22 protein-coding genes are annotated in these 23921 nt (G+C 64.9%); 16 read left to right on the top strand and 6 right to left on the bottom strand.

The window, feature by feature from the left end; all coding sequences use genetic code 11:
• The first annotated feature begins 150 nt into the window (after positions 1 to 150).
• The 3 genes from aceE (at position 151) to lpdA (ending at position 6596) form a co-directional block, all read left to right on the top strand.
• Entirely contained in the window at positions 151 to 2847 is a 2697-nt protein-coding gene (aceE, locus tag ACPTTF_RS11605; protein ID WP_423371239.1) for a pyruvate dehydrogenase (acetyl-transferring), homodimeric type, read from the top strand.
• Positions 2848 to 2915: 68 nt separating this feature from the next.
• Positions 2916 to 4553 carry a dihydrolipoyllysine-residue acetyltransferase gene (gene aceF / locus ACPTTF_RS11600; RefSeq protein WP_423371238.1) on the top strand — a complete coding sequence of 546 codons (1638 nt, stop codon included), beginning with the start codon at positions 2916 to 2918 and terminating at the stop codon, positions 4551 to 4553.
• A gap of 276 nt (positions 4554 to 4829) precedes the next feature.
• Entirely contained in the window at positions 4830 to 6596 is a 1767-nt protein-coding gene (gene lpdA, locus ACPTTF_RS11595) for a dihydrolipoyl dehydrogenase (RefSeq protein WP_423371237.1), read from the top strand.
• 152 nt (positions 6597 to 6748) lie between these two features.
• On the opposite strand, the gene ACPTTF_RS11590 is transcribed toward lpdA, so the two are convergent.
• Together ACPTTF_RS11590 and ACPTTF_RS11585 are read right to left on the bottom strand one after the other, a co-directional pair.
• A complete protein-coding gene (locus ACPTTF_RS11590; protein WP_423371236.1) occupies positions 6749 to 7195 on the bottom strand; it encodes a hypothetical protein in 447 nt (148 codons plus the stop codon).
• A gap of 164 nt (positions 7196 to 7359) precedes the next feature.
• The gene (locus tag ACPTTF_RS11585) at positions 7360 to 7926 is read right to left on the bottom strand and encodes a phasin family protein (protein WP_048248776.1); all 567 of its coding nucleotides are present in this window, start codon (positions 7924 to 7926) and stop codon (positions 7360 to 7362) included.
• Between the two features lie 654 nt (positions 7927 to 8580).
• Between ACPTTF_RS11585 and pbpG the strand changes: the two genes are divergently transcribed.
• A complete protein-coding gene (gene pbpG, locus ACPTTF_RS11580) occupies positions 8581 to 9747 on the top strand; it encodes a D-alanyl-D-alanine endopeptidase (RefSeq protein ID WP_423371235.1) in 1167 nt (388 codons plus the stop codon).
• A 102-nt stretch (positions 9748 to 9849) separates the two neighbouring features.
• On the opposite strand, the gene ACPTTF_RS11575 is transcribed toward pbpG, so the two are convergent.
• Positions 9850 to 10659: an IclR family transcriptional regulator gene (locus ACPTTF_RS11575; RefSeq protein WP_166960293.1), complete on the bottom strand. Its 810-nt coding sequence runs from the start codon at positions 10657 to 10659 to the stop codon at positions 9850 to 9852.
• A 183-nt stretch (positions 10660 to 10842) separates the two neighbouring features.
• Here ACPTTF_RS11575 and ACPTTF_RS11570 point away from each other — a divergent pair, with 183 nt between their 5' ends.
• The 12 genes from ACPTTF_RS11570 to iscX all read left to right on the top strand — a co-directional run bounded on the left by ACPTTF_RS11570 (position 10843) and on the right by iscX (position 19967).
• Positions 10843 to 11565 carry a (Fe-S)-binding protein gene (locus tag ACPTTF_RS11570; protein ID WP_069248359.1) on the top strand — a complete coding sequence of 241 codons (723 nt, stop codon included), beginning with the start codon at positions 10843 to 10845 and terminating at the stop codon, positions 11563 to 11565.
• Positions 11566 to 11599: 34 nt separating this feature from the next.
• Positions 11600 to 13012 carry a lactate utilization protein B gene (locus ACPTTF_RS11565; RefSeq protein ID WP_423371234.1) on the top strand — a complete coding sequence of 471 codons (1413 nt, stop codon included), beginning with the start codon at positions 11600 to 11602 and terminating at the stop codon, positions 13010 to 13012.
• Between the two features lie 129 nt (positions 13013 to 13141).
• Entirely contained in the window at positions 13142 to 13369 is a 228-nt protein-coding gene (locus tag ACPTTF_RS11560) for a hypothetical protein (protein ID WP_124455453.1), read from the top strand.
• A 101-nt stretch (positions 13370 to 13470) separates the two neighbouring features.
• The gene (locus ACPTTF_RS11555) at positions 13471 to 13953 is read left to right on the top strand and encodes a low molecular weight protein-tyrosine-phosphatase (RefSeq protein WP_423371233.1); all 483 of its coding nucleotides are present in this window, start codon (positions 13471 to 13473) and stop codon (positions 13951 to 13953) included.
• Between the two features lie 114 nt (positions 13954 to 14067).
• Positions 14068 to 14607 carry a Fe-S cluster assembly transcriptional regulator IscR gene (gene iscR / locus ACPTTF_RS11550; RefSeq protein ID WP_009691731.1) on the top strand — a complete coding sequence of 180 codons (540 nt, stop codon included), beginning with the start codon at positions 14068 to 14070 and terminating at the stop codon, positions 14605 to 14607.
• A gap of 64 nt (positions 14608 to 14671) precedes the next feature.
• On the top strand, positions 14672 to 15895 hold the full coding sequence (locus ACPTTF_RS11545) for an IscS subfamily cysteine desulfurase (protein ID WP_166960285.1): 1224 nt from the start codon (positions 14672 to 14674) through the stop codon (positions 15893 to 15895).
• Positions 15896 to 15963: 68 nt separating this feature from the next.
• On the top strand, positions 15964 to 16371 hold the full coding sequence (gene iscU / locus ACPTTF_RS11540; protein WP_006481982.1) for a Fe-S cluster assembly scaffold IscU: 408 nt from the start codon (positions 15964 to 15966) through the stop codon (positions 16369 to 16371).
• Positions 16372 to 16436: 65 nt separating this feature from the next.
• Positions 16437 to 16760, top strand: a complete 324-nt coding sequence (iscA, locus tag ACPTTF_RS11535; RefSeq protein WP_014896627.1) for an iron-sulfur cluster assembly protein IscA — start codon at positions 16437 to 16439, stop codon at positions 16758 to 16760.
• 97 nt (positions 16761 to 16857) lie between these two features.
• A complete protein-coding gene (gene hscB / locus ACPTTF_RS11530; RefSeq protein ID WP_423371877.1) occupies positions 16858 to 17385 on the top strand; it encodes a Fe-S protein assembly co-chaperone HscB in 528 nt (175 codons plus the stop codon).
• A 54-nt stretch (positions 17386 to 17439) separates the two neighbouring features.
• Entirely contained in the window at positions 17440 to 19308 is a 1869-nt protein-coding gene (gene hscA, locus ACPTTF_RS11525; RefSeq protein ID WP_423371232.1) for a Fe-S protein assembly chaperone HscA, read from the top strand.
• Between the two features lie 88 nt (positions 19309 to 19396).
• Positions 19397 to 19738, top strand: coding sequence for an ISC system 2Fe-2S type ferredoxin (gene fdx, locus ACPTTF_RS11520; protein ID WP_011352558.1), 342 nt, complete (start codon positions 19397 to 19399; stop codon positions 19736 to 19738).
• Between the two features lie 19 nt (positions 19739 to 19757).
• Positions 19758 to 19967, top strand: a complete 210-nt coding sequence (iscX, locus tag ACPTTF_RS11515) for a Fe-S cluster assembly protein IscX (protein WP_423371231.1) — start codon at positions 19758 to 19760, stop codon at positions 19965 to 19967.
• Between the two features lie 141 nt (positions 19968 to 20108).
• Here iscX and ACPTTF_RS11510 read toward each other — a convergent pair whose 3' ends face one another.
• The 3 genes from ACPTTF_RS11510 to prfB all read right to left on the bottom strand — a co-directional run bounded on the left by ACPTTF_RS11510 (position 20109) and on the right by prfB (position 23900).
• The gene (locus ACPTTF_RS11510) at positions 20109 to 20837 is read right to left on the bottom strand and encodes a glycine zipper 2TM domain-containing protein (RefSeq protein ID WP_166960278.1); all 729 of its coding nucleotides are present in this window, start codon (positions 20835 to 20837) and stop codon (positions 20109 to 20111) included.
• Between the two features lie 348 nt (positions 20838 to 21185).
• On the bottom strand, positions 21186 to 22712 hold the full coding sequence (lysS, locus tag ACPTTF_RS11505; protein WP_423371230.1) for a lysine--tRNA ligase: 1527 nt from the start codon (positions 22710 to 22712) through the stop codon (positions 21186 to 21188).
• Positions 22713 to 22795: 83 nt separating this feature from the next.
• A protein-coding gene (prfB, locus tag ACPTTF_RS11500) for a peptide chain release factor 2 (RefSeq protein ID WP_111941483.1) occupies positions 22796 to 23900 on the bottom strand; the annotation gives its coding sequence in 2 pieces (ribosomal slippage) (positions 22796 to 23818 and positions 23820 to 23900; 1104 coding nt in all).
• Between the last annotated feature and the right edge of the window lie 21 nt (positions 23901 to 23921).

The raw sequence follows: 23921 nt of genomic DNA, 5'->3' as shown, positions 1-23921 counted from the left end.
CGTATTGCGAGAAAAGATCTCACAATTCGAAAATTTTGTTGCGCAGGCCCGCGCACGCTCATTACAATCCGCTGGAGCTTGCCCGCAGCCGGTCGCGTCGCGTCGTCTGCACGAGAGCGATCCTCACATTCCAGGACCCAGGAGACGAGAATGTCCGCTGTACCGAACGAAGTGATGAAATATGTCGCCGCCGAACGTGACGACGACCCGCAAGAAACCGTCGAGTGGCTGGAGTCGCTCGATGGCGTGATCTCCTCCGTGGGCACCGGCCGCGCGCATTACCTGATCGAAAAGCAGATCGAGTTCGCCCGCATGCACGGCGAACACCTGCCGTTCTCCGCCAATACCCCGTACATCAACACGATCCCGGTCGGCGCCCAGGCGAAGATCCCGGGCGACCAGGACCTCGAGCACCGCATCCGTTCGTACACGCGCTGGAACGCGCTGGCGATGGTGCTGCGTGCAGGCAAGGACACGAACGTCGGCGGCCACATCGCATCGTTCGCGTCGGCCGCGACGCTCTATGACGTCGGCTACAACCACTTCTGGCACGCAGCGTCGGAGCAGCACGGCGGCGATCTCGTGTTCGTGCAGGGCCACTCGTCGCCGGGCGTCTACTCGCGCGCGTTCCTGCTCGGCCGCCTGAAGGAAGAGCAGCTCGACAACTTCCGCCAGGAAGTCGACGGCAACGGTATTTCGTCGTACCCGCACCCGTGGCTGATGCCGGACTTCTGGCAGTTTCCGACCGTGTCGATGGGCCTCGGCCCGATCATGGCGATCTACCAGGCGCGCTTCATGAAGTACCTGGAGGCGCGCGGCATCACGAAGACGGAAGGCCGCAAGGTGTGGGCATTCCTCGGCGACGGCGAGACGGATGAACCGGAATCGCTCGGCGCGATCGGGATGGCGAGCCGCGAGAAGCTCGACAACCTCGTGTTCGTGATCAACTGCAACCTGCAGCGTCTCGACGGCCCGGTGCGCGGCAACGGCAAGATCATCCAGGAACTCGAATCGGAGTTCCGCGGCGCCGGCTGGAACGTGATCAAGGTCATCTGGGGCAGCCGCTGGGATGCGCTGTTCGCGCGCGACAAGTCGGGCGCGCTGATGCGCCGCATGATGGATGTCGTCGACGGCGAATACCAGACGTACAAGTCGGAGTCGGGCGCGTTCGTGCGCGAGCACTTCTTCAACACGCCTGAACTGAAGGCGCTCGTCGCCGACTGGTCGGACGACGACATCTGGGCGCTGAACCGCGGCGGCCATGATCCGCACAAGATCTACGCAGCGTTCCACGAAGCCAGCAACACGAAGGGCGCGCCGACCGTCATCCTCGCGAAGACCATCAAGGGCTACGGGATGGGCGAGTCGGGTCAGGCGATGAACATCACGCACCAGCAGAAGAAGCTGCCGGTCGAGCAACTGAAGAAGTTCCGCGACCAGTTCCGCCTGCCGATCACCGACGAACAGATCGCCGACGTGCCGTATCTCAAGTTCGAGGAAGGCTCGAAGGAACTCGAATACATGCGCAAGCAGCGCATGGACCTCGGCGGCTACCTGCCGCACCGCCGCGAGAAGGCGACGTCGCTGCCGGTGCCGGCGCTCGATGCATTCGAGCCGCTGCTGAAGGGCACGGGCGAAGGGCGCGAGATCTCGACGACGATGGCGTTCGTGCGGATCCTGAACATCCTGCTGAAGGACAAGGCGCTCGGCAAGCGCGTCGTGCCGATCGTCCCGGACGAATCGCGTACGTTCGGCATGGAAGGCCTGTTCCGCCAGATCGGTATCTGGAACCAGCAGGGCCAGAAGTACGTGCCGGAAGATTCCGACCAGCTGATGTTCTACAAGGAATCGGAAACCGGCCAGATCCTGCAGGAAGGCATCAACGAAGCGGGCGGCATGTGCGACTGGATCGCGGCGGCGACGTCGTACTCGACGCACGGCGAGATCATGGTGCCGTTCTACATCTTCTATTCGATGTTCGGCTTCCAGCGGATCGGCGATCTCGCATGGGCCGCAGGCGACATGCGTTCGCGCGGCTTCCTGCTCGGCGGTACCGCGGGCCGCACGACGCTGAACGGCGAAGGTCTGCAGCACGAAGACGGCCACTCGCTCCTGTGGGCGGCATCGGTGCCGAACTGCGTGAGCTACGACCCGACGTTCGGCTATGAACTCGCGGTGATCATCCAGGATGGCCTGCGCCGCATGGTGCAAGACCAGGAAGACGTGTACTACTACGTCACGGTGATGAACGAGAACTACGAGCACCCGGCGATTCCGCAGGGCGAGCACGTGGCGGCCGACATCATCAAGGGCATGTACGCGTTCAAGAAGGCCGACGCCGACAAGAAGGCGCCGCGCGTCCAGCTGCTCGGCGCGGGCACGATCTTCAACGAAGTGATCGCTGCCGCCGAACTGCTGAAGAACGACTGGGGCGTCGCTGCCGACCTGTGGAGCGTGCCGAGCTTCACCGAGTTGGCGCGCGAAGGCCATCAGGTCGAGCGCTGGAACCTGCTCCATCCGACCGAAGAGCGTCGTCTGTCGCACGTGCAGAAGTGCCTGAAGGACACGCAGGGCCCGGTCATCGCGTCGACCGACTACGTCCGTGCGCTGGTCGACCAGATCCGCGGCCAGATCGATCGCCGCTTCGTCGTGCTGGGCACCGACGGTTTCGGCCGCTCGGATACCCGCGAGAAGCTGCGTCACTTCTTCGAAGTCGACCGTCACTGGGTCACCGTCGCCGCGCTCAACGCGCTGGCCGACGAGGGCACGATCGAGCGCAAGGTGGTCGCGGACGCGATCGCCAAGTACAACCTCGATCCGTCGAAGCCCAACCCGATGACCGTTTAACGCACACGCCGTGTGATGCCGCGCGCCGCTCCCGCGAGGAGCGCGCGTGGCCATGGAGACAGAAACAGATGAGTCAAGCGATCGAAGTGAAGGTGCCGGATATCGGCGATTACAAGGACGTGCCGGTGATCGAGATCGGCGTGAAGGTCGGCGACACGGTCGAGCCCGAGCAGTCGCTCGTCACGCTCGAGTCCGACAAGGCGACGATGGACGTCCCGAGCCCGGTAGGCGGTGTCGTGAAGGAAATCAAGGTCAAGGTGGGCGATTCCGTGTCGGAAGGCTCGCTGATCATCCTGCTCGAAGGCGGCGCCGCGGCGCAGGCCAATGGCGCGGCTGCGCCGGCCGCAGCACCGGCTCCGGCGGCAGCGCCCGCGCCGGCCGCGGCGGCACCGGCTGCCGCACCGGCAGCAGCCGGCGGCACGCTCGAAGTGAAGGTGCCCGACATCGGCGACTACAAGGACGTTCCGGTCATCGAGATCGGCGTGAAGGTCGGCGACACGGTCGAGAAGGAACAGTCGCTCGTCACGCTCGAGTCGGACAAGGCGACGATGGACGTGCCGAGCCCGGCCGCCGGCGTCGTGAAGGAAATCAAGGTGAAGGTGGGCGATTCGGTGTCGGAAGGCACGCTGATCGTGCTGCTCGAAGCCGCAGGTGCAGCGGCTGCCGCGCCGCAGGCGAGCGCGCCGGCTCCGGCCGCTGCAGCGCCTGCCCCGGCACCCGCGAAGGCCGCGCCGGCACCGGCTGCCGCTGCGCCGGCTCCGGCCGCAGCGCCGTCGGGCGAATACCGCGCCAGCCACGCGTCGCCGTCGGTGCGCAAGTTCGCGCGCGAACTCGGCGTCGAAGTCGCACGCGTGCAGGGCTCGGGTCCGAAGGGCCGCATTACGAAGGAAGACGTCACGGGCTTCGTGAAGGGCGTGATGACGGGCCAGCGCGCGGCACCGGTCGCGGCAGCCGCGCCGGCAGGCGGCGGCGAGCTGAACCTGCTGCCGTGGCCGAAGGTCGACTTCTCGAAGTTCGGCCCGTTCGAGGCGAAGCCGCTGTCGCGTATCAAGAAGATCTCGGGCGCGAACCTGCATCGCAACTGGGTGATGATCCCGCACGTCACGAACAACGACGAAGCGGACATCACCGAGCTCGAGGCGCTGCGCGTGCAGTTGAACAAGGAGCACGAAAAGGCGGGCGTGAAGTTCACGATGCTCGCATTCGTGATCAAGGCGGTCGTCGCCGCGCTGAAGAAGTTCCCGACCTTCAACGCGAGCCTCGACGGCGACAACCTGGTGTTCAAGCAGTACTACCACGTCGGTTTTGCCGCGGACACGCCGAATGGCCTCGTCGTGCCGGTGATCCGCGATGCGGACAAGAAGGGCCTCGTCGATATCGCGAAGGAAATGGCCGAGCTGTCGAAGGCCGCACGCGACGGCAAGCTGAAGCCGGACCAGATGCAGGGCGGTTGCTTCTCGATCTCGTCGCTCGGCGGGATCGGCGGCACGAACTTCACGCCGATCATCAACGCGCCGGAAGTGGCGATCCTCGGGTTGTCGCGCGGCCAGATGAAGCCGGTGTGGGACGGCAAGCAATTCGTGCCGCGTCTGACGCTGCCGCTGTCGCTGTCGTATGACCATCGCGTGATCGATGGCGCGGAAGCCGCGCGGTTCAATGCGTATCTCGGCGCGTTGCTCGCGGATTTCCGTCGCATCATTCTTTGATGAGCGGGGAGTGGCTCGCGGGGGCGTGGGTTTTTTGTCGGTGATCCGCGCCTCGTCGTTGAACCTGTTTTGCTAACGGTCTATTAGCGTCGCCCCTGCGCGGGGCGGCGGTCACTTTTCTTTGTCTTCCAAAGAAAAGTAACCAAAAGAAAGGCGCGTCCTTGGGCGGACGGCAAAGGTGGTTCTGCCCAGCGTCGCGTTCTTTTGCCAGGCCGTAGCGGGTTCTTCCGCGGGTTTCTCCCTCTCTGTCTGCAGTCAATCAAGAAGGGGACAGTAATGAGTCTCATCGAAGTCAAGGTTCCGGATATCGGCGATTTCAGCGGCGTCGATGTCATCGAAGTCAACGTACAACCGGGCGACGTGATCGAAAAAGAGCAGACGCTCATCACGCTCGAATCGGACAAAGCCTCCATGGAAGTGCCCAGCGACGTCGCCGGCACCGTCAAGGAAATCAAAGTCAAAGCCGGCGAGAAAGTCTCGCAAGGCACCGTCATCGCCATCGTCGAAGCAGCGGCTGGCGCGGCTGCGCCCGCGAAAGCTCCCGAAGCGCCGAAGCCCGCAGCAGCTGCGCCGGCACCGGCCGCAGCCACTCCGGCACCCGCGCCGCAAGCCGGCAGCTACGCAGGCGCCGCCGACATCGAATGCGACATGCTCGTGCTCGGCGCCGGCCCCGGCGGCTACTCGGCCGCGTTCCGCGCTGCCGACCTCGGCATGAAGACGGTGCTCGTCGAACGCTACTCGACGCTCGGTGGCGTGTGCCTGAACGTGGGCTGCATCCCGTCGAAAGCACTGCTGCATACGTCGCTCGTCGTCGAAGAAGCCGCGGCGCTCGCGTCGCACGGCATCACGTTCGGCAAGCCGGAAGTCGATCTCGACAAGCTGCGCGACTTCAAGGGCGGTGTCGTCAAGAAGCTGACGACGGGCCTCGCCGGCATGGCCAAGGCACGCAAGGTCGAAGTGGTCACCGGCGTCGGCGCATTCGTCGATCCGTTCCACATGGAAGTGCAGGGCGAAAACGGCAAGAAGGTCGTCAAGTTCAAGCAGGCGATCATCGCTGCGGGCTCGCAGGCCGTGAAGCTGCCGTTCATGCCGGAAGACCCGCGCGTCGTCGATTCGACCGGCGCACTCGAACTGCGCCAGTTGCCCAAGCGCATGCTCGTGATCGGCGGCGGCATCATCGGCCTCGAAATGGCAACGGTGTACTCGACGCTCGGCGCCGAGATCGACGTCGTCGAAATGATGGACGGCCTGATGATGGGCGCGGATCGCGATCTCGTGAAGGTCTGGGAAAAGTACAACGCGAAGCGCTTCGGCAACGTGATGCTGAAGACCAAGACGGTCGGCGCGGAAGCGAAGGAAGACGGCATCTACGTGAAGTTCGAGGGCGAGAAGGCGCCGGCGGAAGCGCAGCGCTACGACCTCGTGCTCGTCGCGGTGGGTCGCAGCCCGAACGGCAAGAAGATCGGTGCCGACAAGGCCGGCGTCGCGGTCACGGATCGCGGCTTCATCGACGTCGACAAGCAGATGCGCACGAACGTCCCGCACATCTTCGCGATCGGCGACGTCGTCGGCCAGCCGATGCTCGCGCACAAGGCCGTGCATGAAGGCCACGTCGCAGCGGAAGCCGCGCACGGCGAAAAGGCGTACTTCGACGCACTGCAGATCCCGTCGGTGGCGTACACCGATCCGGAAGTGGCGTGGGCAGGCAAGACGGAAGACCAGTGCAAGGCCGAAGGCATCAAGTACGGCAAGGCCGTGTTCCCGTGGGCCGCATCGGGCCGCGCGATCGCAAACGGCCGCGACGAAGGCTTCACGAAGCTGATCTTCGACGAGGAAACCCATCGCGTGATCGGCGGCGCGATCGTCGGCCTGAACGCAGGCGACCTGATCAGCGAAGTGTGCCTCGCCGTCGAGATGGGCGCGGACGCGGAAGACATCGGCAAGACGATCCATCCGCACCCGACGCTCGGCGAATCGGTCGGCATGGCCGCCGAGTTGTACGAAGGCGTCTGTACGGACCTGCCGCCGCAACGCAAGAAGTAACGTGCTGGCACGGCTGGCCAGGTGCCGGTCATGAGAAACGCCGCCGCTCGGGAAACCCGAGCGGCGGCGTTTTTTTATTGATGCGCAGCCAGGGCCGGGCGGGGCAGCCTATGCCGAAGGCGCGGTACCGCGCACACGCAGAGCGGCGGGATCTACTTCGCCGCCCTGACAAATTGCGGGGTGGTGCCGAGTTTTTCGCCGAGTTGCTTCATGAACGCGTGCAATTCATCGCGTGGCGCGGCAGCGCCGTGCGGCGGGGGCGTCTCGCCCATCGTGACATTGATCCAGAGGTAGGACTTGTTCGGATTCGATTTCGCAGGTGTCACCACGATCATGTAGCGGTAATGGCTGGTTTTATCCTCTCCCGCGATCACGTGTTCCTCGGAAATACCCACCATTCCGTTCTTCGCCAGCAATGCCTGGGCCGCGTCCACTATGCCGGCAAACGGTAGCTCGAACGCATACATTTCCATCGACTCTGGCGTTTCTGCCTGTTGAGGCGTCGCGTTGGGTGGCGCGGCCGCGACCAAACCGGGTAGCGCAAGCGTCGCGACGGAAAGGGCGGTGGCGACGGTGATGGATCCGAGCGTTCTGAACATCAATGAAATGAAGGCGAAACGTACTTCTTGTTGATTTGATTGCCCCCTGATGCCGCGTAACGGAAGACGGCAATGACCCGCAGGGACCGTCGCCGGATCGCGTGTTCCGGCACCAGAAACGAAAAAGCCGCGCTGTGCGCGGCTCTTTCAGGAGCAGGGGACGCTTACGCGGCCGGCTTGCTCGTACGACGTGCGGCAGCGGCGGTGGCAGCCTTCGTTGCGACGGCAGCCGCAGCGTTGAAGTTCGTTTCAGCGATTTCGACGGCTTGCTTCGCTGCCTTCTGAACCGTTTCGTACGTGGTGTTCGCAGCGTTCAGTGCCGACTTCAGCGCGGCGACAGCCGTTTCCGAACCGGCCGGGGCGTTCTTCGCGACGTTGTCGACGAGTGCCTGGACCTTCTTGTTCTGCTCTTCGAATTGCGCTTCAGCAACCTTCGCGAATTCGGCTTGCGTCGACGACGCGATTTCGTACAGGTGACGGCCGTACGACAGCACCTTTTCCGCGACCGGCTGCGACAGGCTCGCTTGCAGCGCGATCAGTTCCTGTGCGTCCTTCACCGACAGCAGGCGCTGTGCGTTTTCCTGGCCTTCGGCCAGCGTCGACTTCACGACCTGCAGGTTGAGTTCGATCAGCTTTTCGACGCCTTCGAATGCCTTGGTCGTCAGACCGAACAGGCTTTCGAGGTTGGCTTTCTGTGCGGCGGCGATTTGCTCGGGGGTCAGCAAGGACATGTCCAGCTCCTGAAAAGCGATCGCGTCGATCGCTGGGTAAAGGGCACTACGACGGGGAACCTCGGATGCGCGTGCTTTGTGCAACGCAGCAATGAAGCCTATTTTAGGGCAGAGAAAACCGTTGTCAAGTATTTTTTGTGCGTTGCACAATCGCGACAAATTATCGATAAAACAACGAGTTATCGTGGCCGTTCGGAATCGGTTTCACGTGCGGTCCCAGATGGTGCGCACGGCGGCGGGGCAGGCGCGGCGCACCATGATCATGCACAGGTAAACCTGACAGGCCTGTGGAACGTTATCCTTCTGTTCCTGTCGAAAAACGCGCCGTTTCGATGTGCGTCCCGTGGCGACCTGCCGCCGCCACGGCCGAGACTGGCTCCCCAGGCACCCCGAGCGCCGGATACGTAGTTTCCCCGCTTTAAATCGCCTCCGAAGTGACGTTATCTCAATTAACCGTGTGGTAATCGGGAGACGGGTACTGTCGGGCAGCGTATCCCATGAATTTTTTCGATGGGAGCGGGAGGGTTCATTGGTCAGAGGTTGGCCGACCCTTACATTCCGGTTTAACGACGATCGGTAAGTGCCTAATATTGCTCTTTTTTTCAGCTTTAACTACACTTGCGGAAACCTCCCGCCCGCTTTGTCCAGACCCCAATGAAAGCCGAATCGTTTTCACCGCGCAGATTGTTGCAGAGCATGACGCTCGGCACGGCTGTGTCGGTCGCAGTCGCCTTGCTGGCGACCACCGCGGCCGTCGCGCCCGCTGACGCCTTTGCCGCCACTGCGAAGACCCAACAAGCCGCCAAGAAAAAGGCTGTCGCTCCTGCTTCGTCCGCGAAGAAGAAGTCGGCCAAGGCCGCCTCCGACAAATCCGCCAAGGTCGCCGCAGCCGACGCGCCGCGCGCGAAGGCTTCGCGCAAGCGCGTGACGCTCGCGTCGAACGTGCATGGCGGCCATCACGGCGCAGTTCGCAAGGTCGCGTTCCAGCCGCGCCGGCCGACGGTCGGCCAGGCCTTCGGCCTGCACGACACGCCCGACGCGCTCGCGCTGCGATCGAGCGTCGCGTATGTCGTCGACCAGAATTCGGGCGAGCCGCTGTTCGACAAGAATTCGCACGCCGTCGTGCCGATCGCGTCGATCTCGAAGCTGATGACTGCGATGGTCGTGCTCGACTCGAAGTCGCCGATGACCGACCAGATCGAAGTCACCGACGAAGATCGCGACTACGAGAAGGGCACGGGCTCGCGCCTGTCGGTCGGCTCGGTGCTGTCGCGTGAAGACATGCTGCACATCGCGCTGATGGCGTCGGAAAACCGCGCGGCCGCTGCGCTGTCGCGTTACTACCCGGGCGGCCGTCCGGCGTTCATCGCGGCGATGAACGCGAAGGCGAAGTCGCTTGGCATGGCCGATACGCACTTCGAGAATTCGACCGGCCTGTCGAGCTCGAACGTATCGAGCGCGCGCGATCTGGTGAAGATGGTCAATGCGGCGTACCAGTACCCGATGATCCGTCAGTTCTCGACCGATCGCAGCTACGAGGTGTACACGGGCAAGCGCAACCTCGCCTACAACAGCACGAACGCGCTGATCCGCGGCAACGGCTCGTGGGACATCGGCCTGCAGAAGACGGGCTTCATCAACGAAGCGGGTGAATGCCTCGTGATGCAGGCAACGATCCATGGCCGGCCGATGGTGATGGTGCTGCTCGATTCGTTCGGCAAGTATTCGCGTTTCGCCGACGCGGCACGCCTGCGCAACTGGCTCGACGCCGGCGGCGGCGAGCGCCTGACGGCAGCCAACACGCCGAATGGCGGGACCTGATCGCGTTTGCGGCGGTTCGCCGTCGTGCCGATCGGTCACAAGAAAAAGCCCCGCAATCGCGGGGCTTTTTCGTTCGGGAGAAGCGAGGCCGGTGAGGGCGGCTCATGCCTGCCGCTGCAACCCGTCCGCATCCTTCGCGGGCGCCGGCCGGTAGCCGAGCGATTCCGAAATGGTGAGGGCCGTACGGCTCAACTGGCCGAGCCACGCATCCTGCAGACGATCGGCCGGCGCCGACAGCGACAGGCCCGCGACGAGTTTGCCCGAATCGTCGTAGATGCCGGCCGCGATACAGCGCACGCCGAGTTCCAGTTCCTCGTTGTCGCGTGCGCACGATTGCTGGCGCACGATCGTCAGCTCGCGCTCGAGCTTCGCGATGTCGGTGATGCTGTTCTGCGTATGGCCGGACAGCCCCGTGCGCGTCGCATAGGCGCGCACGCGCGATGTTTCGTCGGCCGCGAGGAACAGCTTGCCGACCGACGTGAGGTGCAGCGGCGCGCGGCCGCCGATCGCACGGACGACCTGCATCCCGGAACGCTCCGAATAGGCGCGCTCGATGTAGACGATCTCGTCGCCCTGACGCACCGACAGGTTCACGGTCTGCCCGGTGAGGCGGTGCAGCTCGCGCATCGGCATCAGCGCCGCGTCGCGTACCGACAGGCGCGCCTTTACGAGGTTGCCGAGCTCGAGCAGCCGCATGCCGAGGCGATACGTGCCGGGATCGGAGCGGTCGACGAGACGGCAGGTCACCATGTCGTTGAGGATGCGGTGCGCGGTCGACGGGTGCAGCTCCGTCCGCTGCGCAAGTTCCTTCAGGCTGACAGGGTCGCTGTGCGCGGCGAGCGCGTCCAGCAACCGCATCATGCGTTCGATCACCTGGATCGACGTTTTTGAATCCGGGGTGGATTGGCTCATGTCGGGGGAGAAATCGGTTGACGCGTCAAGCGAGGTTGCAACGATTGTATCTCGTATCGTGAAAAAAGCGAACGCCGTTCGAGGAAGTCCTCGTTTCGCGCAGCCCGGGCTTGTGCGCTAGCCGGCGTTGGTCTTGCCGGCCAAACGGCGGATAATGAGAGCCGTTTTCTCGAAGGAGCACGTATGCGAGTCGGTTTGTTCGTGACCTGCCTGGTCGATCTGATGCGCCCCGAAATCGGTTTTTCGGCGCTCAAGCTGATTCGCGACGCCGGCTACGAGGTGATCGTGCCGCCCGCGCAGACCTGCTGCGGCCAGCCGGCCTACAACTCGGGCGACCGCGCGCTCGCCCGCGATCTCGCGGAAAAGACATTGCGCGAGTTCGAGCAGTTCGATTACGTCGTCGCGCCGTCGGGTTCATGCGGCGGAATGATCCGCGCGCACTACGGCGACCTGTTCCGCGACGACCCCGAGCTGATGGGGCGCTACACGCGGTTCCAGCAGAAGGTCTACGAACTGACCGATTTCCTGGCGAATGTCGCGAAGGTATCGCTCGCGCCGGGTGAATTCACGGGGCCCGTCACCTATCACGATTCATGCTCGGGCCTGCGCGAACTCGGCGTGAAGGCGCAGCCGCGCGCGCTGCTCGCGCAGCGCGGCATCGCGGTCACCGAGATGAAGGACTGCGAGCACTGCTGCGGCTTCGGCGGTACGTTTGCGGTCAAGTACGGCGACATTTCGGCGGCCATCGCGGACGAAAAATGCGCGAATGTGCGCGCGTCGGGCACGGGTGCCGTCGTACTCGGCGATCTCGGCTGCATGCTGAACATCGAAGGGCGGTTGCGCCGCACCGGCGACCGCGACACCCGCGTGCTGCACGTCGCGCAGGTGCTGGCGGGCGACGTCTGACGCCCGGTTCCGCTCACTTTTCCCCGATACCGCGATGCAAGTCCAATCGATGCATTTCAAGGCGCGCGCCGGCCAGAAGCTGGCTGACCAGCGCCTGCAGCAGAATCTGAAGAAGCTGTCGACCAAGTTCGTGTCCGCGCGCGCCGACGCGATGACCGCGATCGACTTCCAGGCCACGCGGGCCGCGCTGAAGGCGCGCCGCAATCGCGCGCTGGAGAACCTCGACGTGTGGCTCGAGGCCTTCGAGCGTGAGGCGACGCGGCGCGGCACCACTGTGCTGTTCGCCGAAACGACCGCGGACGCCGCGCGGCTCGTGGCCGACATCGCGCGCCGTCACGACGTGAAGAAGGTCATCAAGACCAAGTCGATGGTGTCCGAGGAAATGCGCCTGAACGCGGTGCTCGCGGAAATGGGCGTGCAGTCGATCGAGACGGATCTCGGCGAATACATCCTGCAGATCAACGACAACGAGCCGCCGAGTCACATCATTGCGCCCGTCGTGCACAAGGACAAGGACGAGATCGCCGACCTGTTCGCGCGCACGCATCACCGCGAGCGGCTCACCGAGATTCCGGACATGACGCGCGAGGCGCGCGAGGTGCTGCGCCCGCATTTCATGTCGGCCGACATGGGCGTGACGGGCGGCAACTTCGTGATCGCCGAGACCGGTTCGGTCGCGATCGTGACGAACGAAGGGAACGAGGGGATGTGCACGGTGATGCCGCGCGTGCATGTGGCGGTGACGGGCATCGAGAAGGTGCTGCCGACGCTCGAGGATCTCGCGACCGCGATGCGCCTGCTGCCTCGTTCCGCAACGGGGCAGAAGACGTCGAACTATTTCTCGCTGCTGACCGGGCCGCGCGGGCCGGACGACGAGGATGGCCCCGAGCACAACTACGTGGTGCTCGTCGACGGCGGCCGCACGGGGCTGATCGGCGGCGAGTTCCAGGAGATGCTGCGCTGCATCCGCTGCGGCGCATGCATGAACCATTGCCCGGTTTACCAGAAGGTCGGCGGCCATGCGTACGGCTGGGTCTACCCGGGGCCGATGGGGTCCGTGCTGACGCCGAGCTACGTCGGGCTCGAGCGCGCGCTCGACCTGCCGCAGGCTGCGACGCTCTGCGGCGAATGCGACAGCGTGTGTCCGGCCGGGATCCCGTTGTCGAACCTGTTGCGCACGCTGCGCGAGAAGCAGGTCGAGCGGCACCTGCGGCCGTGGCGCGAGCGGGCGGCGCTCGCCGCATGGGGCTTCGTCGCGCGGCGGCCGATGCTGTATGCGCTGACGACCAAGCTCGCCGTACGCGTCCTCGAGCGGCTGGGCGGCAACGGCGGCACGCTGCGGCGCCTGCCGATGATGGGCGGCTGGATGGATACGCGCGACATGCCGACACCGACCGGGCGCACATTCCGCGAACTGTACGCGGCCTCGCAAAGCCACCTCGGCTGACGACTGTTCATCCGGCGACAACAGTGCGTTCGCTATTTGTATATTTATCTCGATAGGTGCGGTCTATAGAATCCTGTCTGTAGTCCCCGGAATTGGGTTTCGGGGTACGAGGTCAAGGAGGTCCGCATCATGAGAAAGACAATATCGATGTACTGGCCGCTGGCAATTGTCGTTCCGCTGGCTGCGGCTGCCTATCTGCATGCGATGGCCGATGCGCCGTCGCGTGGCCCGCTGGCGGTGCACCAGGCGTCTGCCGAACTGGCGCGTGCGGTGTCGTTCGGGCTGGTCGGCGATGCGGCGAAGCCGCTGCCGGCAGCGGCCGGCGACGTTGTGCTCGCCGCACCGAAGGCGCTGTAATGCACGGCGCCGTCGCTTTGCGCGGCGGCGCGATTTCGGCCGCCTTTGTATAATGGCGTGCTGTTCTCCAACGCGGTCCGCCGCGGCTTTCCGATAGTGCGATGACCCGCGTTTCGATCTGCTTCGTCTGTCTCGGCAACATCTGCCGTTCGCCCACCGCGGAAGGCGTGATGCGTCGCCAGGTCGACGCGGCCGCGCTGGCCGACCGGATCGCGATCGATTCGGCCGGCACGGGCGACTGGCATGTCGGCGAGCCACCCGATACGCGTGCGCAGGCTGCCGCTCGTGGCCGTGGCTACGACCTGTCGGCGCTGCGCGCCCGACAGGTGAGCGCGGCGGATTTCGAGCGTTTCGACCTGCTGCTTGCGATGGACGAGGCGAATCTCGCGGAGTTGCGCCGCCGCTGTCCGCCGCAGCATCACGACAAGGTGCGCCTGCTGATGGAGTTCGCGCCGGATTCGGCCGAAACCGAAGTGGCCGATCCCTATTTCGGCGGCGCGCAGGGCTTCGAGCAGGTGCTCGATCAGGTCGAGCGCGCGTGTGCGGGCCTGCTGGAGACGCTCCGGGCCCGCACGGAGCGCTGATCGCGCGGTATTCAGCGGTCTGCGAATACCCTTTCAAAAGCATGGATACTTGACTAAATTCGTCAAATATTTATACTTGACCAAAATCGTCAAGATTGCAGTCCCCTAGACACCATGAGACTCACCACCAAAGGCCGTTTCGCCGTCACGGCGATGATTGACTTGGCACTGCGCCAGGAGCAGGGCCCGGTGACGCTTGCAGGCATCAGCCAGCGCCAGCGGATTTCGCTCTCGTATCTCGAACAGCTGTTCGGCAAGCTGCGCAGGCATGAAATCGTCGAATCCGTGCGCGGCCCGGGCGGCGGCTACAACCTCGCGCGTCGCGCGCAGGATGTCACCGTTGCCGACATCATCATCGCGGTCGATGAACCGCTCGACGCCACGCAGTGCGGCGGCAAAGGCACGTGCGACGGCTCGAAGCAGCCCGACGGCCATTGCATGACGCACGAGCTGTGGTCGACGCTGAACCAGAAGATGGTCGAATACCTCGATTCGGTGTCGCTGCAGGATCTCGTCGATCAGCAGCGCGCTCGCGAGGGCGCACCTGCGGTGCTGCGCGACCGGCGCACGCCGGAGCCCGTCGCGGCGCCGGCCGAGCCGGTGCGGACGATGCCGCTCGGCCCCAATTCGGTGTTCAACATCGCGAGTTCGTGAGCGCGAAAGCGCCGCCATACCCCATAACGCACATAGTCCCTGCACAGAATTCCCGGAGCGACAGATGACCCAAGACACTCTCCACCTGCCCATCTACATGGATTACAGCGCGACGACGCCCGTCGATCCGCGCGTGGTCGACAAGATGGTGCCGTACCTGCGCGAGCAGTTCGGCAACCCGGCGTCGCGCAGCCACGCGTATGGCTGGGACGCGGAGCGTGCGGTCGAGGAAGCGCGCGAGAACGTGGCCGCGCTCGTGAACGCGGATCCGCGCGAGATCATCTGGACGTCCGGTGCAACGGAATCGGACAACCTCGCGATCAAGGGTGCCGCGAACTTCTACAAGGGCAAGGGCAAGCACATCATCACGGTGAAGACCGAGCACAAGGCCGTGCTCGATACCTGCCGCGAGCTCGAGCGCGACGGTTTCGAAGTCACCTACCTCGACGTGAAGGATGACGGCCTGATCGACCTCGACGTGTTCAAGGCCGCGCTGCGTCCGGACACGATCCTCGTGTCGGTGATGCACGTGAACAACGAGATCGGCGTGATCCAGGACATCGAGACGATCGGTGAAATCTGCCGCGAAAAGGGCATCGTGTTCCACGTCGACGCCGCACAGTCGACCGGCAAGGTCCAGATCGACCTCGCGAAGCTGAAGGTCGACCTGATGTCGTTCTCGGCGCACAAGACCTACGGCCCGAAGGGCATCGGCGCGCTGTACGTGCGCCGCAAGCCGCGTGTGCGCATCGAAGCGCAGATGCACGGCGGTGGCCACGAGCGCGGGATGCGTTCGGGCACGCTGGCGACGCACCAGATCGTCGGCATGGGCGAGGCGTTCCGCATCGCACGCGAAGAAATGGCGACGGAAAACGAGCGCGTTCGCATGCTGCGCGACAAGCTGCTGCGCGGCCTGTCGCAGATCGAGGAAACGTACGTGAACGGCGACATGGAGCGCCGTGTCCCGCACAACCTCAACATCAGTTTCAACTTCGTCGAAGGCGAGTCGCTGATCATGGCGATCAAGGACGTCGCGGTGTCGTCGGGCTCCGCATGTACGTCGGCGTCGCTGGAGCCGTCGTACGTGCTGCGTGCGCTCGGCCGCAACGACGAGCTGGCACACAGCTCGATCCGCTTCACGGTCGGCCGCTTCACGACGGAGCAGGAAGTCGACTTCGTGATCAACCTGCTGAACAGCAAGATCGCGAAGCTGCGCGAACTGTCGCCGCTCTGGGAAATGCACCAGGAAGGCATCGATCTGTCGACGATCGAATGGGCCGCACACTGAGCGCCGGATTGAACATACCCGCGGGCGGATTCGCGCACGCAGACGTAACGAGTCAAGGAGTCTGAGTCATGTCTTACAGCAACAAGGTTCTGGATCACTACGAAAACCCGCGCAACGTCGGTTCGTTCGCGAAGGACGACGACACGGTCGGCACGGGCATGGTCGGCGCGCCGGCCTGCGGCGACGTGATGAAGCTGCAGATCCGCGTCGGCGCGGACGGCGTGATCGAAGACGCGAAGTTCAAGACCTACGGTTGCGGTTCGGCGATCGCGTCGAGCTCGCTCGTCACCGAGTGGGTGAAGGGCAAGACGCTCGACGAAGCCCTGTCGATCAAGAACACGCAGATCGCCGAAGAACTCGCGCTGCCGCCGGTGAAGATTCACTGCTCGATCCTCGCGGAAGACGCGATCAAGGCAGCCGTGGCCGACTACAAGAAGCGCCACGACACCAAGGAAGGCGATCAGGCAGCAGCCTGAGCGGCATCGAGCGGCTAGAGAAGGAAACGCGGCGGGCCCCGGTGGCGCGCCGCGGCAAGGACATCATGGCAATTACACTGACCGAAAAAGCAGCACAGCACGTCCAGAAATACCTCGTCCGTCGCGGCAAGGGTGTGGGCCTGCGGCTTGGCGTTCGCACGACCGGGTGCTCGGGGCTCGCGTACAAGCTCGAGTATGTCGACGAGCTGGCTCCCGAGGATCAGGTGTTCGAGAGCCATGGGGTGAAGGTCATCGTCGACCCGAAGAGCCTTGCGTACATCGACGGCACCGAGCTCGACTTCGCACGCGAAGGCCTGAACGAAGGGTTCAAGTTCAACAACCCGAACGTGAAGGACGAGTGCGGCTGCGGCGAATCGTTCCGCGTGTGACAGCGCGGATCTCCGCGCGATGCGGGCAAGAGGCGGCACGGGCCGCCTTTTTAATGTGCGGCGTTTGCCGCGCGACGAACCGGAATTGAACGCGACGATGGTCTCGCTGAAAGACAGCCACTTCGACCTGTTTCACCTGCCGGCGCAATTCGCGCTCGACGAGACTGTGCTCGACGCCGCCTATCGGACGGTGCAGACGCAGGTGCATCCGGACCGCTTCGCGGCGGCCGGCGATGCGCAGAAGCGCATCGCGATGCAATGGGCCACCCGCGCGAACGAGGCATACCGCACGCTGCGCGATCCGCTGAAGCGTGCGTCGTATCTGCTGTCGCTGCGCGGTGTCGACATCGGCGCGGAAAACAACACCGCGATGGAGCCCGCGTTCCTGATGCAGCAGATGGAGTGGCGCGAGGGCATCGAGGATGCCGCGGCCGCCCGCAACGTCGACGCGCTCGACGCGCTGCTCGCCGAGTTGCGCGAAGAGCGGCGCTTGCGTGTGGAGCGCCTCGGCACGCTGCTCGACAGCGGCGCCGATCAGGCGGCCGCCGAGGCCGTGCGTCAGCTGATGTTCATCGAACGGGTCGCGTCGGAAGTGGGCGCGCAGATCGAGCGCCTCGAAACTTAACCGCGTGCCTTGCGGCACGCGCAGCAAACGGGCCGAGCGCCCGAACGAACCAAGATGGCTTTACTGCAAATTTCCGAACCGGGCATGGCGCCGGCGCCGCATCAGCGGCGGCTCGCCGTCGGGATCGATCTCGGCACGACGAACTCGCTCGTCGCGGCCGTGCGCAACAGTGTGCCCGAAGTCCTGCCGGACGAAGCGGGCCGTGTGCTGCTGCCGTCGGTGGTCCGCTATCTCGAGAAGGGCGGCCGACGCATCGGCCAAGAGGCGAAAGAGCAGGCGGCGAGCGATCCGCGCAATACGATCGTGTCGGTCAAGCGCTTCATGGGCCGCGGCAAGGCCGAGGTCGAAGGCGCCGCGAACGCACCGTACGAATTCGTCGATGCGCCGGGCATGGTGCAGATCCGTACCATCGACGGCGTGAAGAGCCCGGTCGAAGTGTCGGCCGAGATTCTCGCGACGCTGCGCTATCGCGCGGAAGATTCGCTTGGCGACGACCTGGTCGGCGCGGTGATCACGGTGCCCGCGTATTTCGACGAAGCACAACGCCAGGCGACCAAGGATGCCGCACGCCTCGCGGGTCTCAACGTGCTGCGCCTGCTGAACGAACCGACCGCTGCGGCGATTGCCTACGGTCTCGACAACGGGGCCGAAGGCCTCTACGCGGTGTACGACCTCGGCGGCGGCACGTTCGACCTGTCGATCCTGAAGCTGACGAAGGGCGTGTTCGAAGTGCTGGCCGCGGGCGGCGATTCCGCACTCGGCGGCGACGATTTCGACCATGCGCTGTTCAGCCACGTGCTCGCGCAGGCCGGCATCGATGCGAAGACGCTCGCGCCCGAAGACGTGCGCCTGCTGCTCGACCGTGTGCGCGTGCTGAAGGAAGCGCTGTCGTCCGCGCCGCAGGCGTCGCTTGACGTCACGCTGTCGGGTGGCGCGCACCTCGTGCAGACGATCTCGCACGACACGTTCGCGTCACTCGTCGAGCCGCTCGTGCAGCGCACGCTCACGCCGACCCGCAAGGCGCTGCGCGACGCGCAGGTCACGGCGGCCGACATCAAGGGTGTCGTGCTCGTCGGCGGCGCGACGCGCATGCCGGTGATTCGCGACGCGGTCGCGAAACATTTCGGCCAGCCGCCGCTCGTGAACCTCGATCCGGACCAGGTCGTCGCGCTCGGCGCGGCGATCCAGGCCGACCTGCTCGCAGGCAATCGCGGCACCGGTGACGACTGGCTGCTGCTCGACGTGATTCCGCTGTCGCTCGGTGTCGAGACGATGGGCGGCCTCGTCGAAAAGATCATTCCGCGCAACTCGACGATTCCGATCGCGCGCGCGCAGGAATTCACGACCTTCAAGGACGGCCAGACTGCGATGGCGATCCACGTCGTGCAGGGCGAGCGCGAGCTCGTCGCCGATTGCCGGTCGCTCGCGCGCTTCGAACTGCGCGGCATTCCGCCGATGACGGCCGGCGCCGCGCGCATTCGCGTGACCTACCAGGTCGACGCGGACGGCCTGCTGTCGGTGTTCGCCCGCGAGCAGCTGTCGGGCGTCGAGGCGTCGGTCGTCGTGAAGCCGTCGTACGGCCTTGCCGACGACGACATCGCGAAGATGCTCGAGGACAGCTTCAAGACGGCCGAAATCGACATGCGCGCACGCGCGCTGCGCGAAGCGCAGGTCGAGGCCGAGCGGATGCTCGAGGCGACGCAGGCTGCGCTGGCGGCCGACGGCGAACTGCTCGACGCGGACGAGCGCACGCAGGTCGACACGTTGGCCGCGGCACTGCGCGCGGTGGCGCAGGGCGACGATACGAACGCGATCGAAGCGGCGACCAAGGCGCTGGCCGACGGCACCGACGAATTCGCTGCGCGCCGGATGGACAAGAGCATCAAGCGCGCGTTGTCGGGCCGCCGGCTCGACGAGATCTGAACTCACGAACTGCGCATCGGCCGGTAACGGCCCGCGCGATATTGAACCGTGCGGCGCCCGGCGCCGCACCCTGACTGACGGAACGGACATGCCTCAACTGGTGGTGCTACCTCACGTCGAACTGTGCCCGGATGGCGCAGTGATCGACGCGACGCCCGGCAAGAGTATCTGCGACAACCTGCTCGAACACGGAATCGAGATCGAGCATGCATGCGAGAAGTCGTGCGCGTGCACGACGTGCCACGTGGTGATCCGCGAAGGCTTCAACGATCTGACGCCGTCCGAGGAGGACGAGGACGATCTGCTGGACAAGGCGTGGGGCCTCGAGCCGACGTCGCGCCTGTCGTGCCAGGCGATCGTGAAGGAAGATTCGGACCTGGTGGTCGAGATTCCGAAGTACTCGATCAACCACGCGAAGGAAAACCACTGACAGGAACCGGAGGCAGGCGATGAAATGGACCGATTCGCGTGAAATAGCGATTGCGCTGGCGGACAAGTACCCGGACATCGACCCGCAGCGGATCAACTTCGTCGACCTGCGCCAGTGGGTGCTCGAACTCGACGGCTTCAACGACGATCCGACGCACTCCGGCGAGAAGATCCTCGAAGCGATCCAGGCCCACTGGATCGACGAGTCGGACTTCGACGACGAGGACTGAACCCCGCATGCGCCGCAACGGCGCAGACGGCCGGTCATGAAAAAACGGCTCGTGAGCAAATCGCTCACGAGCCGTTTTCATTTTCAGGCCGATTCATCAAGCCCGTTCCGCGTACGTGACGCGGGCAGGGGAATCACGCGATCACGCGCCGACCAGCGTGCCGTTCTCGATCCGCACGCGCTGGCCCTGGCCGAACGGCGGCGGGTTGTGGTACGTGAACGTGCGCGTCGCGCCGCTCTCCATCTGCACTTGCACCTGATAGTCGGTTTCCGCGCGCACCTGCTTCTCGACCTGGTTGCCGGCGAGACCGCCGCCCAGCGCGCCGATGATCGTCATCGCGGTGCGGCCGTTGCCGTGGCCGAACTGGTTGCCGAGCAGGCCGCCGGCTGCAGCGCCGCCCACGGCGCCGATCCCCGAACTCTGGCCCGGCGTGCGCGTCTGCGAGATCGCGACGACCGTGCCGCAGCTCTGGCAGTAGGTCTGGGCCGGCGCCGACGGCTGCTGCGCGTATTGCGGCGGCTGCGGTGCCGTCGTATGACGGCGGTGCGGTGCAGCCGGGCGCGGCGCGGGCTTCGGCTCGGCCTGCGCGACGGCAGCCTTCTGCTGCGCAGCGGCTTGTTCGGCCGCCTGCTGCTGGGCCTGTGCGGCCAGCGCGGCGCTGGCGGCTGCGGCCGTATCGACGGCCGGCTGCGAGGCGATCAGCGCGGCCTGGGTCTGGCCGTTCTGTTCGTTGCTGCTGCTGGCCTTCGGGAACACGCCGGTGATCGCTGCCGTTGCCGCGAGGCTGGCGACGATGACGGCGCCGGCGGCGGTGGCGATGAGCGGGTGGAGGCGTTGCTTTTGCGGCGTGGTCTGATTCTGGTTGTCCATTTTTTTCTCCGATGTCGATCCGGATCGGCACTGTGGCGCCGGGCCGGATCCCACGCTGCGGGTTCGAGCAGATCTGGCGTTCCTGCGCCTGATTCTGGTCCCGTGGTCATACGTGGTGACGCAACAGGAGTGTCATCCACCGGCGCGCGGCGAACCGTATCAAGGTGTAACGAATTGCAGCAGGGCGCAGGCAGCCATGACAGGGAAAACCCGGAGAAGGCAGGCGCGGCGAGGGAATAAAACGGGGATAGATCGAAAGCCGGCGAACGTCGGCTGGCGGGACTTACGCGTCGTTACAAAGCTGACGCGTGCGCGCCGCGGGGCGCGGCGCACACGCGGGTGCGGCGATCAGTCTTCGCGGCGCAGGTGGGGGAACAGCAGCACGTCGCGGATCGTCGGGCTGTCGGTCAGCAGCATCACGAGACGGTCGATCCCGATCCCGCAGCCGCCGGTCGGGGGCATCCCGTACTCGAGCGCACGGATGTAGTCGGCGTCGAAGAACATCGCTTCCTCGTCGCCTGCATCCTTCTGCTCGACCTGCTTCTTGAAGCGCGCAGCCTGGTCTTCAGGATCGTTCAGCTCCGAGAAGCCGTTCGCGATTTCGCGGCCGGTCATGAACAGCTCAAAGCGCTCGGTGATGCCCGGCACCGTATCCGATGCGCGTGCGAGCGGCGACACTTCAACCGGGTAATCGATGATGAAGGTCGGCTCCCACAGCTGCGCTTCGGCCGTTTCCTCGAACAGCGCGAGCTGCAGCGCGCCGATGCCCGCGTTCAGGAACGCGGGCTGCGACACGTCGACGCCGAAGCGCTTCAGTTCGGTGCGCAGGAACGCGTCGTCCGACAGCTGGCCGGCGGTGTAGCCCGGTGCGTACTTCTGGATCGCCTGCGTGATCGTCAGGCGATGGAACGGCTTCGCGAGGTCGAGCTCGCGGCCTTGATACTGGATCGTCGCGGTGCCGAGCGCATCGATCGCCGCCTGGCGGATCAGTTGCTCGGTGAAGTCCATCAGCCAGCGGTAGTCGGTGTACGCGGCGTAGAACTCCATCATCGTGAATTCCGGGTTGTGACGCGGCGACACGCCTTCATTCCGGAAATTGCGGTTGATTTCGAACACGCGCTCGAAGCCGCCGACGATCAGGCGCTTCAGGTACAGTTCCGGCGCGATGCGCAGGAACATCTGCATGTCGAGCGCATTGTGATGCGTGACGAACGGCTTCGCCGCCGCGCCGCCCGGGATCGGGTGCAGCATCGGCGTTTCGACTTCCATGAACTCGGCGTTGTCCATGAACTTGCGGATCGACGCGATCGTCTTGGTGCGGGCACGGAACGTGTCGCGCGTTTCCGGCGTGACGATCAGGTCGACGTAGCGCTGGCGGTAGCGCATTTCCTGGTCGGACAGGCCGTGGAACTTGTCCGGCAGCGGACGCAGTGCCTTCGACAGCAGGCGCAGTTCCTTGCACTGGACCGACAGCTCGCCCTTGTTGGTGCGGAACAGCACGCCGCGCGCGGCGACGATGTCGCCGAGGTCCCACTTCTTGAATGCGTCGTAGGTTTCCGCGCCGACGTCGTTCGGTGTCACGAAGAACTGGATCTGGCCCGAACCGTCCTGCACCGTCGCGAAGCTCGCCTTGCCCATCACGCGCTTGAGCATCATGCGGCCGGCCACCGACACCTCGACCGGGTTCGCTTCGAGCGCGGCCTTGTCCGAGTCGGCGAATTTCGCCTGCAGGTCGGCTGCGTGGTGCTCGGGCCGGAAATCGTTCGGGTAGGCGACGCCTTGCTCGCGCAGGGCGCGCAGCTTCTCGCGGCGCTCGGCGATGATCTGGTTTTCGTCCGCCGTGACGGCGGGCTGCGTTTGGGTCGGTTCGGTCATGATGGTCGGAATTCGGAGTGGGTGCGGCAACGCAAACGGGAAGGGCAAGGGTGGCGCGACCTGGCCAGGCCGCGCCGCGGCGCTTACACGCCCTGTTTGAGGCTCGCGCTGATGAAGTCGTCGAGGTCGCCGTCGAGGACAGCCCTCGTGTTGCTCATTTCGACGTTCGTGCGCAGGTCCTTCACGCGGCTCTGGTCGAGCACGTACGAACGGATCTGATGGCCCCAGCCCACATCGGTCTTGCTCGATTCGAGCTTGTCCTGTTCGGCCTGGCGCTTGCGCATCTCGACTTCGTACAGGCGCGACTTCAGCATTGCCATCGCTTCGGCGCGGTTGCGGTGCTGCGAGCGGTCGTTCTGGCACTGCACGACGATACCGGTCGGCATGTGCGTGATCCGCACCGCGGAGTCGGTCTTGTTGATGTGCTGACCGCCCGCGCCCGATGCGCGGTACGTGTCGATGCGCAGGTCGGCCGGGTTGATCTCGACTTCGATCGAGTCGTCGATTTCCGGATAGACGAACACCGACGAGAACGACGTGTGGCGGCCGCCCGACGAGTCGAACGGCGACTTGCGCACGAGGCGGTGGATGCCCGTTTCGGTGCGCAGGAAGCCGTATGCGTATTCGCCCGAGACCTTGACCGTCGCGTTCTTGATGCCGGCGACGTCGCCGTCGGACTCTTCGAGCACCTCGGCCTTGAAGCCCTTGCGTTCGCAGTAGCGCAGGTACTGGCGCAGCAGCATCGATGCCCAGTCGCACGCTTCGGTGCCGCCGGCGCCGGCCTGGATGTCGATGAAGCAGTTGTTCGGGTCGGCCGGGTTCGAGAACATCCGGCGGAACTCGATGTCGCCGACGCGCGCTTCGAGCTTCGCGGCGTCTTCCTCCGACGCGACGAGGGTGTCCTCGTCGCCTTCCTCGCGGGCCAGCTCGAACAGGTCGAGCGCGTCGCGCAGGTCGCCATCAAGCGCGGTGAGGGTCGTGACGACGCCCTCGAGCAGCTTCTTCTCGCGACCGAGCGCCTGGGCGTTCTTCGAATCGTTCCAGACGTTCGGGTCTTCGAGTTCCTTGTTGACTTCGGTCAGACGCGCAGCTTTGGCGTCGTAGTCAAAGATACCCCCGAAGCTCGCCCGCGCGGTTGCGCAGGTCGAGCAGGGAGCTTTCGATCGCGTTGAGACGTTCCGCTTCCATGATCGTTCGCTATTCTTGCTT

The sequence above is a fragment of the Burkholderia crassaminum genome, assembly GCF_964265005.1.
Lineage (GTDB): Bacteria > Pseudomonadota > Gammaproteobacteria > Burkholderiales > Burkholderiaceae > Burkholderia.
Note: the sequence above shows the minus strand (reverse complement) of the source record. Positions and strands in the feature narration are given on the sequence as shown.